10 protein-coding genes are annotated in these 11,914 nt (G+C 40.7%); all 10 read left to right on the top strand.

What is annotated here, in order from left to right:
- Positions 1–141: 141 nt before the first annotated feature.
- The 10 genes from G7Y46_RS08885 (at position 142) to G7Y46_RS08840 (ending at position 11,596) form a co-directional block, all read left to right on the top strand.
- Positions 142–282: a hypothetical protein gene (locus G7Y46_RS08885; protein ID WP_165253999.1), complete on the top strand. Its 141-nt coding sequence runs from the start codon at positions 142–144 to the stop codon at positions 280–282.
- Between the two features lie 11 nt (positions 283–293).
- Entirely contained in the window at positions 294–1,589 is a 1,296-nt protein-coding gene (locus G7Y46_RS08880) for a glycosyltransferase (RefSeq protein WP_165253998.1), read from the top strand.
- The gene (locus tag G7Y46_RS08875; protein WP_165253997.1) at positions 1,546–2,748 is read left to right on the top strand and encodes a radical SAM protein; all 1,203 of its coding nucleotides are present in this window, start codon (positions 1,546–1,548) and stop codon (positions 2,746–2,748) included. Before G7Y46_RS08880 ends, G7Y46_RS08875 begins: the two co-directional genes overlap by 44 nt.
- A gap of 1 nt (position 2,749) precedes the next feature.
- The gene (locus G7Y46_RS08870) at positions 2,750–3,862 is read left to right on the top strand and encodes a polysaccharide pyruvyl transferase family protein (RefSeq protein ID WP_165253996.1); all 1,113 of its coding nucleotides are present in this window, start codon (positions 2,750–2,752) and stop codon (positions 3,860–3,862) included.
- The gene (locus G7Y46_RS08865) at positions 3,819–5,396 is read left to right on the top strand and encodes a hypothetical protein (protein WP_165253995.1); all 1,578 of its coding nucleotides are present in this window, start codon (positions 3,819–3,821) and stop codon (positions 5,394–5,396) included. The genes G7Y46_RS08870 and G7Y46_RS08865 overlap by 44 nt, the downstream gene beginning before the upstream one ends.
- Positions 5,397–6,014: 618 nt before the next feature.
- Positions 6,015–6,395, top strand: a complete 381-nt coding sequence (locus G7Y46_RS08860; RefSeq protein ID WP_165253994.1) for a hypothetical protein — start codon at positions 6,015–6,017, stop codon at positions 6,393–6,395.
- Between the two features lie 3 nt (positions 6,396–6,398).
- Complete coding sequence (locus tag G7Y46_RS08855; RefSeq protein ID WP_165253993.1) at positions 6,399–8,570, top strand: HD domain-containing protein; 2,172 nt, start codon at positions 6,399–6,401, stop codon at positions 8,568–8,570.
- Positions 8,571–8,650: 80 nt separating this feature from the next.
- On the top strand, positions 8,651–9,058 hold the full coding sequence (locus G7Y46_RS08850) for an ASCH domain-containing protein (RefSeq protein WP_206214202.1): 408 nt from the start codon (positions 8,651–8,653) through the stop codon (positions 9,056–9,058).
- On the top strand, positions 9,045–10,553 hold the full coding sequence (locus G7Y46_RS08845) for a hypothetical protein (protein ID WP_165253992.1): 1,509 nt from the start codon (positions 9,045–9,047) through the stop codon (positions 10,551–10,553). The genes G7Y46_RS08850 and G7Y46_RS08845 overlap by 14 nt, the downstream gene beginning before the upstream one ends.
- An 11-nt stretch (positions 10,554–10,564) precedes the next feature.
- Entirely contained in the window at positions 10,565–11,596 is a 1,032-nt protein-coding gene (locus tag G7Y46_RS08840; protein ID WP_165253991.1) for a hypothetical protein, read from the top strand.
- Positions 11,597–11,914 lie beyond the last annotated feature (318 nt).

Below are 11,914 nucleotides of genomic sequence, written 5' to 3'. Positions count from 1 at the left end.
GATTACTCTATACGCATCGCAGACACACTGATTCTAGTTTGTGGGAGCTTGCATCTTGAACCGACTGATCACATCAAGATCAGCCCACCAACACAGTTTTGAAAGGAATCGAGAAATCGACCCTAAATAGGAACATGCAAATTGCCAAAACAACAGAAAAATGAGGAAAGCCTGATGGTATGCATATATGAATCACTGGAAGATTTTGGTATGAGCGCTATTTTGACAATTAAAACCTCAACTTTATTAAGAGACAAAATAGCTGAAGAATATGTGCGGTAAGGTTTGATGTCATGGAAAAGCTTAAACCGGTAGATAAAATGCGAGTTCTATGGATTTGCAATTTCCCTTTACCTTGTATGCAGAAACAAATAGGGTTTCCTAAAGTCGTTAATGAAGGATGGTTAGAAGGGCTGAGTTCTCGATTGGTTGCTCTAAATGGTATTGAGCTATGGTATGTGTTTCCACAGCATCAAAGTCCAGCTATTTTAAAGGGGTTTTGTGACGGTATTGAATATCGAGGATTTCCGGTTTCGTCTAAAAATGAGTCGTATATCGATGATCATGTAATACTATATCTTTTAGAAATATTAGAGAAATGTTTGCCTGATGTTGTTCATGTTATGGGAACGGAATATCCTCATACCTTGAGCTATTTTTCTGCTATTCAAGGCTCTCCTTACGAAGATCACTCGATTGTTTCTATACAAGGGCTTACATCTGTTTATACACATCACTACCTTACGGGCATTCCTTATAAGACTCTCAAAAAGAAAAGACTCAAAGATTTTATACGCGGTGATGTTGTAGAATCCCAAAAGATGATGAGAAAAAGAGGAATTAACGAGATAGAAACCATTAAGTTTGCGAAGCATTGTTTTGGTCGGACTACATGGGATAAGACATGTGTTGAGTTGATAAACCCTTCTATCCAATATCATCATGGAACGGAGGTGTTAAGACAGCCCTTTTATGGTGTAGAAAAATGGAACATAGAAGATGCTGTCGAGGGTTCGATTTTTATGAGTCAAGCCACTTCTCCTATTAAAGGGTTCCATATAGCACTGCAGTCATTTGCGTTGCTATTGAAAAGATATCCTGAATTGACTATAAAAGTAGCCGGATCAAAAAATCCATTTAATGATGCAAGATGGAAGCAGTCGGCATACGAAAGATATTTAGATGATTTCGCCCAAGCAAATGGCTTGAAAAATCGTATAAAGTATCTAGGTCCATTAGATGCTGAATGCATGAAGCATGAGTATCTAAGTGCCAATGTTTTTGTATGTTCTTCCACTATAGAGAACTCTCCAAATTCCGTTGGTGAAGCTATGATACTTGGGGTTCCAGTTGTGTGTTCTGATGTTGGCGGCGTGCGCGATATTCTAAAGGATGGCGTTTCTGGTTTGACATATCAGGTTGACGCACCATACATGCTGGCTCATTGTATTGATCGTATCTTTTCTAATAAGCAACTTGCGCAAACACTTAGCATAAATGAAATTAACAAAGCTAAAGACATTCATAATATAGATAAGGCATTGGGTGAAACGCTTGAAGTTTATAGATCAATTTCAAGGCGAGGTTAATATGGTTCAAGTAGCAAAAACAGCCAATAAAGTGACGAAGAAGGCGACATTGCTTATAAAGCAATTATTACGTCCAGCTAAGCGCTATATTGAAGAAAAAAGTCCACGCAATTCCACAACTTTTCCTATTGAACTCCAGCTTCCAATAACATACAAATGCAATTTTGATTGTGTAATGTGTGGTATGCGAAATTTGATCAATCAAGATCATCTCTCGCCTAGCGAACTTGGAAATATATTGAGTGATCCACTTTTTTCAAAGGTAGAGCACGTTGGGATAAATGGTGGAGAGCCATTTCTGAGACAGGATTTAGTTGAATGCGTTGATGCTGTAATCACGTCATTGTCAGAACTTTCTGCAATTTACCTCATAAGTAATGGATATTTCACGGAAAGAATATGCAAATTGCTAAAGCCAATTAAGGCGCATTGCAGTTCAAGAAATATAAAAGTAAATCTTGCATTATCAATTGACGGTGTGGGAGACATGCAGGATTTTATGCGAGGAAAAGAGGGCTCCTATACTGCGATTAATAATACCGTTAATGCTTTGCAAGCTAACTTAGAGAGTTATTGTGATCAATTGACGGGTATATGTACAATTACTAAGCACAATATAGAGCGTATTGGCGAAGTTGAACTTTGGGCATCATTAAATCAAATTGAGGTTTCGTATAATATAGCTACAGAACACAAGCGAATAGCTAATGCTGATAAGGTTGGCTCATTTTCTATATTGCATGATGATAAAGCCAAAATGCTCGCTCGTGAGTTTTTCTTTAAGCAATATCATAAAACTCATAATGAAAAATACATGGCATTGTTTTTATTTCTTTCAACAGGAAAAAGAATGTCGTCCTGTTTGTATCAGAAATGCCGTGGTGTAACTCTGAATCCAGATGGTGGTTTAGCTTATTGTGCTACTTATAGCGATGTAGTTGGTAACGCCTGTGAAGTTTCGGCGCTTAGTCTATTTCGAAGCAATTCGCATTATCACGATAAACTTTGTCAACAGCGCTGCTCGGTCTGTTCGCACTATATGTACCAACTCGACTCGGTTGGTGAATATATGCTGGTTAAGAAAAAGAAAATGAACCTTAAAAATAGGCTGTATGCAAGTGCAGTTAAGTGTTTATCTAATAGTTCGTTGGAGATATAAAATGAAAATATGCGTACTAGGATGGTATGGAACTGAAACACTGGGCGATCGCGCTATTTTAGATGGTATTGTTAAAATTTTTGCTGCACTTTTCGAATCAATTGAATTTCACATTGGTAGTCTATATCCATTTTTTACCGAACGAACCTTGTTTGAAGATAGGCATTTGTTATGCAGCATGGGATGCAATTTTGTTATTTTTAACGAAAGCAATATTGGTGAATTGAAATCGCATATTAGGCAATGTGACATTGTGCTAATGGGTGGAGGTCCCTTAATGGATCTGCGAGAAATGTATCTTGTATATCGGGGAATTAAATATGGAAAACATATTGGTAAAAAAACGCTTTTGCTCGGGTGTGGGTATGGACCTTTAAAGACTCCGGAATTTCAAGCACTTGTAAACCGAATATTCGATTATTGTGATTTAGTTATTTTTAGAGATGAAGAATCAAAAAGTCATGCATGTAGCGCTGGCGGAAAATCAGCAAATATGATTGTTCTGGATGATCCAGCTATAGCTTCGATTATAAGAGCTAAAAAAATTTATAGTAAATGTACGACTGGGGTTTTTGCTGCTGTCAATTTTAGGCGTTTTCCTTCTGACGAATATGGTATGTCATCATTTTCGGAATATGAAGCCGCTGCAATAGTTGATAAGCTTGCTGTTTCTCATGATGTTGTGAAGCTTGTTCCAATGCATACGTTTTGTATCGGCGGTGATGACAGAGAGTTTCTGTATGAGGTAAAGCTAGCATGTAGTGCACCTAATGTAGAAGTTATGAGTATGCCACCGTCTTTAGAGGAGCTTTACTCTATTTATTCGCATGCTAAAACATGTGTTGGGATGAGATATCATTCGATCGTTATGCAGACTATATTGAATGGAAATAACTATTACATTGATTATACTGGTTCTGGTGGAAAAATATCAGCATTTTTTAATCACTTTGGCATCCGTGATTGCAAGAAAAGATGTCTTTTTTCGGTCGGAACAGAAGAAGCTTTAAATTTAACGCCCCTTTCGAATCAACTTAAATCTTTAACATTTGATATAGGAATCGACCCTATTGATAGCTACATTGTATCTCTATACGATTGGGGAATTGTCTAGTTACTTAATCATTAAATTGTCAAGACAAAATGAAAAAACCAGAGCAGCGATGTTGACGATGGTGACCTCTGTCATCAATGTAGGTATAGTTGCGCTTTTTGGATTGATATACACGCAAAAACTCATGGAGGTATACGGTTCTTCCATTAATGGACTTATTTCTACGTTGATACAATTTGTCTCTCTTTTTACAGCATTAGAAGGGGGGCTTACCACAGCTGCAATAGTCGCTCTTTACGGTCCTGTAGTAAATCAAAACTATAAGAAGATTGGTTTGATTCTAGGAAATATGCGGAAGGTATTTATTATTATTGGTGTTTGTATTGCGGCATTAACCCTTCCGTTAGGAATCGTCTATATAGATATTATTGATAGTCCGATTTCATATAATCAGACGCTTGCCATGCTTGTAATTACGATTATTAATGTAGTAATTTCAATTGCGTTTCAGTCAAACTTTATTGTTATATTCAGTGGATTTAATAAGCAATTTATTCAGTATATTTTATCAACGATAGCTAGAACAATTACATGGATAGCAGCAATGATGCTAATAGTGACTAATCAAAACATAGTGATTGTTTATTTAGTTTATTCGACCAGCATCGTTCTTAGTGTAACGTTCTTTTGGATTTGGAAAAGACATTCTTTAAAGGAAGTTACGTATTGTAGGACTAAGAAATTGAAACTTCCTAATGGAAGTAGGGATGTTTTTGTACAGAAGATAGCAAATACTGTGTTTACTTCAACTGATTTAGTTGTCATTTCGGCAGGTGTAAGCTTGACGCAAGCAAGTATTTTCTTTGTTTATAATCAGATTTTTATGCTTTTGTCTAATGTTTTGAGCTCTATTGCAAATGCACCTGCTAACTCTTTAGGTCACTTGCATAACGATTTACAAGAAACTCACTTTATTGAGCGCCTAAGTATATATCAAAATTTGATTATTATAATTGCTAGTATTTTGCTTACCTCGGCAAGTATGTCCATCTTGGGTTTCATTAGGATCTATACGCGTAATGTATCAGATACTGGATACATCTTTCCTGTTTTGGTGTTTCTTTTATACACCCAGTACTATCTTATATTTTGCAATAGGCCTTTTGGTACGACTCTAAATATTACAGGCAATTTTAAAGACCAGAATGCACAATGTATAGTTGCTGCGATTGTTAATGTTTTTGTATCAATTATTCTGGTTAAATTGCTTGGTGTTTTGGGAGCAGTTATAGGTTCAATTTGCGGTGTCGTAATAATCTTTTCTGTTGGATTAGTTAAATGCGTTAAGCGCGGTTTAATACTGAAAACACACAAAGTAATATTACTGCTAGGATGTAACTATGTTTTGGGATTAATGTTGATTTATTGGTCCATTTTTTTTTGTTACTTTGAGCCAACCAATTATATAACTTGGGGATTAATGACGTTGCTGTATGCATGTATTGTTGCGACGTGTTATATATTGATTGGAATAATTTTTGCAAAACCAGCGATGGTGTATGCGTTTAATTTGGTCAGACGTAAATTTGTTTAATGGAATCATAATTATCGTGAATGTATTTGCAATAACTGTGCTGGGATGTACCAATGCCACTTATATACATCATTGACGTATCGACCTGACTTCAAGCAGCGCTCACAGAGTTTGTCTGCTACTCGTATACCCAATCGTCTGAACAGTCGGTACTCTGATAGTCTGATCAATATGCGCTCGTATAGGCGCATATCCACACTGATGGTGGTTTTGTTCGTGTTCCTCATTTCTTCTCGACTTTCTGAGGGCGCGGACTGCCATAGGGATCTTATGGGAGACCTCATCTCCTTTAAGATCCCGATTCAAAACACAGACGAGCAAGGACGTCCGTTCCTCTACTCGATTGATAATAAAGCTCGTCTCGTTCGCTCAACTGTAAGGCTCGGTGGTGTGTGGAAGGGTACAAAACAGCACACCACGCGAAAACAGGTAGAAAATGCGTGGTCATATAAGAGTTGATGAAAACATGCTAAATCCCACACGTTTTAAGACTTACCCGATGCCTGAGGTGACGCTTGGGGTGATACGAGGTCACAACAATCCGAATTTTCTTCAGAGCAGCCTTCAAAAAGATAACTTGATTGTATGTTCCGGGATCAAAGAAAAAGGAGTTTGAAAATGTGTATTGCATTCACAACGAGGGATGTGCTCGATTACATGTTGAGCGGCAACGACGAGACGGAAGGCATTGGCTCCGTTTCGGAAGCGGATCTTGTCATGTTCTGCAAAGCCTTGGAGAAGGGCATAACTGCCCATTTCCGGGTTAGCCCTCACTACAAGTATGTTTATTACGATTTAGACATTCCTGATGTGCTGAGTTGTGCTGATGGCTTTAAGGATAGGTATCGCGTATTCGGCGGAGAAATCAGTTTTGCTAATAAACCTGACCGCTCGACGGGTTGTGTAATCGAGAATCAGCGAAATGACGAGATAGTCGTCGCAGCTATGCGCGATGCCCTGAGAGCTTTGTCCGGTGCTAAGGAGAAGGGGGTGGCTTAGCTGATGCCTAAGCCTGCGATCAATGAAAAGGTCTTCCGTGATAACGTTCACGGCTACATCCGCATACCTTCTATCATAGTGGATGAGATAATCGATACAGAGGCTTTCCAGCGTTTGAGGCATATTGAGCAGACAAGCATGCGTCCGCTATATCCAGCCGCTCGGCACGACAGATTTATACATTCATTAGGAGTCTTTCATCTGGGGAACAGGGCGTTTAAGGCGATTAGAAGAACCTTGCCTCAGGATCTCAAGGAGTCTCTTCCCGAGCCGTGCGGTGAGGAGGGATGGTGGGATAAAAGATATTACTTGTTCATTCTCGCATGTCTGCTTCACGACTGCGCACATGCGCCTTTCTCTCACACCTTGGAGAAGTACTACGGGCTGGAGAGGGATGCGAACGGCGAGTTCTCGCGGCTGGACAGCGAGGTTGTCAATGAATTTGGTAACCGCCAGGGGTTTAAGTGTGATTTTCTTTCGAGCGAATTGAAGGGTCGAGGGGCTGAGCACGAGAAGATGAGTTGCCTTCTTGTTAGCAGGTACTTCAGGAGCAGCATTGAGAGGATATTTGAGCATCTGAAGGAAATTGGCTACCTGTCAGATGATTTCTCAACAGTCGGTGATGATGATGTCGCGTTAATGGCTCGCATGATCATAGGTTGCCCCTACTCAAGTGAGGTGACTGCTGAGAGGTCGCTCGATAACTGCTTCATTTCTCTTTTGAATTCGTCTTCAATAGACGTTGATGGCCTTGATTACACCATGCGGGATACCCAAAGCTCCGGCATGAACAACTGGAATATAGATTACGAGAGGCTGCTGGCGTCGCTTAGGATTCGCTCGGCTACTAGGCTTGACGAATGCAGTGTATCGAGTAAAGGATTCTCGGGAATATGGCTCACGGGATCGACGTTTAAGGCTGATGATGAGAATCGCGAATCGTGTCTTGAAATTAACGGTTCCTTCGAGGGGCGGCTCAGCGACCAGTCGGATCGGGAGAGATTCATGAATCTCAAAGGGGTGGAGGTTTTTCCCGAGGGTAATGAGATCAAAGTTGATCGAGATGAAGAGTTGACGGTATTCCAGAACATGCGCCAAGGGTACGAAATCAAGACTAACTCGAGCTGTCGCGTTTCTTTCGACCAATGGTCCGGCAAGGTAGCGGGGGTTGTTTTGAAGCCCGCAAGCGTTCTTGTTAATGAATGGGGGCTTGATGATGGCTGGGAACAGGCCTATGTGCTGTCGTACGAAAAGAGCTCCATAAGCGTCATATCTGGTGCTATTGAAGCTCGAAACTCGTTTTATCGATGGGTCTATTCGCATCCCCACGTTCAGTATCATGCGAGCTTTTTGCAGAACTATCTTTTGAAGATGTCTGCGAAGTATCTATGCTGTCGCAAGAACAATTCGTGTTTCGCCGCGGCTGGCTCTGGGGATTGTCCTCCGGTCCGCTGCGATAAATCGACGTGTTCCGCATTGGCTCAGGGGAAACCTTGCCCCGGAGAGGAAGAAGTTATTTTTCACATACTTGGTTTGGAGGGATTCTATAATCCACTCGAACCTTCCAAGGCGATTTCTTCAGAAGGTGATTTTCTCTTTTGCAGAAGCACGGATGATGATTTAAACGCTCTGTTTAAGTGGGTCTACCTCGATAATAGAAATAACAAGGATAAGCCAAGGAGTGAAGCAATTGACAGGTATTTCGGAGAGTATTTTGCTCGTACTCGGAAATATCTTCTTTGGAAATCTCCGGAGGATAGAAGGCATTTCTTGGGGATGTATCCCTACTCCCCAGACTTGGTTTTTACCGATTTGAAAGGGGCGGGGAATTCTTTGCTCTCTCTCGACTACATTTTCGTGGACGAGAGAGATCGCAAAGTCGAGTTCTTCTTGAAGAGTGGGTGTACTAACCTTGTTGCCATTAACGTTTCCCAGAAGATGAAGGGTCTTGACTTCGCATCAACTTTTGTTTCGTTTGGTGGTGAAATCGAACGTCTGGTCGATGTTATGGCACCCAGTTCGATATCATCGAAGCCCAAGGAGTTCGTATATCTCTTCTCTGACACTCCATTCCGTGACAAGAAAAACAAAACAAGAGGCAGCGACGCTGCTCAAGATGTTGAGCAGCATTTAAACCAGACACAGAATGATGAGCTGAATGTAAATGAGGCATAATTAGATAAAGTAAGTGTATCTATGTGGGGCATCAGTCTCTCTTGATGGGTTCTAGCCCGTGTTATCATTGGATAAACAGTTTGGAGGTTGATGTGTGCACAATACTTCTCTCAATTAAGCCAAAATATGTTGATAGAATATTGGAAGAATCAAAAAAATATGAGTACCGTAAACGTGTTGCGAAACGACCGGTTGAGAAAATAGTCATTTACGCAACGTATCCTAAGAAGAGGGTTGTTGCGGAAGTGCAAGTTGAGAAAATAATTTGTGATTCACCGGAAAGACTCTGGGAACGAACAAAAGAGCTATCAGGAATTGATCAAGAGGATTATTTTGAGTATTTTGCCGGCAATGCCACTGCCTATGCTTACGAACTCGGTGAACTCAGTGTTTTTGAAGAGTCGTTACCCCTATCATCGATCGGGATAACGGTAGCCCCGCAGTCATTTTGCTATGTGGATGGGGGTGAATTGATTGGAAACAATTAGCGTTTTACTCGACACGAATGTACTAATCGACTTCGAGAACCCGAACGATGTTCTTTCTCCATTTTGTGCTGACGTATTGCGGAAAGCTAGGCAATTTGTCACATTCTATTATCATCCTTTACAGATAGAGGAGTTAAAGAGGAATAAAGATGTCGATGCGCGTAAAAAAACGTTATCAAGGGTTGGTCAGTTTAATGAATTGATTGACCCGCCACTTGCTAGCGTCGCGCAATTTGACACCATGGGATGGAGTAATCATAGAGTAAATGACTATATTGACAATCAGTTGCTTTGGTGTATCCAGGAGAGCGTTGTTAGCTTTTTTGTTACCCAGGATAAAGCTTTGCGCTCCAAAGCGCGTTCAAGCGGGCTTTCAGAGAAAGTTTTCTCTTTGAACGAATTTAGCGAGTGGCTAGATTCGTTTTTTGACAGTCCCATCGACTCTGCTGCAATTAAGAATTGCAAGTGTCATCAGATTGACGAGAAGGATGTGTTTTTCGATTCTCTACGGGAGTCGTATGGACAGGAAGAATTTGATCATTGGTGGCGAGATAAGTGTAAAGCTGCTCAACGTGATTGCTGGGCTATAGTTGATAGTTATGGCAGATTGAACGGTCTTTGTGTTTATAAGGAAGAATGTGGGGAGGTGATTAATAACGAAGGATTTATCCCGGAAGGGAAGACGTTAAAGCTATGCACCTTCAAGATATCTGAGACTGCTTTGGGGTCAAAACAAGGAGAAAAGCTTCTTCATGTGGCTTTTAAATATGCGAGGCGTAATGATTACCACTTTCTGTACCTTCATGTTGATGAAGCAAAGCATAGCCATTTGGTTGACCTCATCACGCAATTTGGCTTTGAGCGCATGGGTAATCATTCGACATCGTCGCATGATACAGTGTACGGGAAGTACGTGAAGCCGCCGAGAGTCGAAGAGAAACCGGGGAAAGTCGAATATCTTATGCGCTATTACCCCTCGTATCTGTCAGATTTAACTGTGAATAAGTTTATTACTCCGATTCAGAGGGTATTTCATGAACGCTTGTTTCCGGACAATTCGGATTTTAAGAATAGTCTTCTTGGAGATGATCCCGAGTTGTATCCGTCCGAGAGTAATGCCATAAGAAAAGCTTACATTTGTAGGCAACAATGCAAAACCATAGAACCGGGAGATTTATTACTGTTTTATCGTAGTTCTGACAGGAAGAGCATCGACGTTTTAGGTGCCGTAGTTGCGGTATACAGATCGAGCGATACTGATGAAATATGTAATTTGGTAAAGAGACGTACGGTCTATAGTAGAGACGAAATCGAGACTATGCGATGTAGGAGTGCTACTGGTGAACTTCTTGTGATAGTGTTTGACTATTTAGGGGCGATTGTGCCTCCTTTCACATTGAGCGAGATGCGAAAATCGGGCATGGCGCATCCTCAAAGCCTTCAGTCTTTTGATGAAGATTTATTTAGTATTGTAGCGTCAAGGCTAGAGAGCTGAGTAGTGGCACAATGAGTAGTCTGGCGATCTGGGCAAAGAATAATAACAACGATTCTGCTTGTGTCGGCCCAACAATAGAAAAGCTCCACTTCAATTACTGGTATCTGGATTGCGGAACGAATGCCGCTCCTTGTCTTGATATAGGGATTCTGCTTTCGTCGTTTGAGTCACTGTCCGAGCTAATGATATGGCTTCCTTTCAAGATCGAAAATACGGATGTGTCGGATCTTGCATGTGGTCTTAAAGACGCTTCCTTGTTGGGAGCCGTGTTCAACGATGAATATAGGGTTGATTCGATGAAGGGGAAAGCTTGCTATGTTCATTTGATTAGTCGCAGTCCTTCACAGGATTCTACCGGCTTCATTTTGTATGAGCTTGACGTTAACTCTGATATCAAGATTCGTTCTTTTGAAGGAACCGGTCAACGGGGAACCATTCTATCCATTTTGGTAGAAAACCTCCATGATTTGTCGAAAGCATCGTCAAATGATTGCGGCAAGCGATGCTATTTCAGATTTAGAATTCAGGCAAGTGGCATGCAAGATGCCTTTGTTTTTGGGCGAAACTATAAGTGGTTTGATGCTATCTTCCGAGATACGTTAACTGCTACAAAGCTTATGGATTTTCGGGTAAATCAAAGCAGGAGTCTTCCGAAGACGCTTTGTGAGACAATAGATTCGTGCGGAGGGTATCTGTCGATAGAAGCTCTCCATTTCCTTCTTTTAACGAGAGATACAACTACAGTGTCTAGTGGCGAACATGTAACGATGAGAAGATTAGAAAAGAGTGTATGGGATTGTTATCTTCCGATCGTGAATCGTAAAAATGCGGCAGTCACCGATGACATTATTGCCTATCACTGGAAACAAAAAGGGGATGTGTCGAACCCGAGCGGGCGGCGTAGCGGTTCATTTTCAGAATGGGACGTTTTTATCGTTCTTAAGTTTATACATAAGAGCATCAAGAACTTAACGATTTATTTTATGTTCGCGATTTTGTTGGGAATTGTCTCAAATTCTGTTTCTACATCTATTGGGTTCTAGAGGTTCTGAAGAAAATAGGCATTCAACAAAACTGTGTTGGTAAATCACTCAAATACATATCCTGAACTGGTAACTTATAGAAAATGTAAGGTACCAACAGAGAAATCAAAGGATTTTGGTAGCTTTTAAGCGCACATTATCAGAGCCCCAAGTTATGGGGTACTTAAAAACAGAGATGGTTCACGCACCTGTAGAGGACGAAGTGCGGTATGGGTATAAACGTCTAGGGTCCATGTATAAGGATTGTTATCATAGATGTTTCTCTCAATTGTTATTAGTGAGTATTCTTAAGCGTATATTCAGCCCTAGCTTTCTCTT

This window comes from Adlercreutzia sp. ZJ304 (assembly GCF_011039075.1).
In the GTDB taxonomy this organism is placed as follows: Bacteria; Actinomycetota; Coriobacteriia; order Coriobacteriales; family Eggerthellaceae; genus Adlercreutzia_A.
The sequence above is the reverse complement of the archived record's forward strand: the minus strand, read 5'-3'. Positions and strand labels throughout refer to the sequence as shown.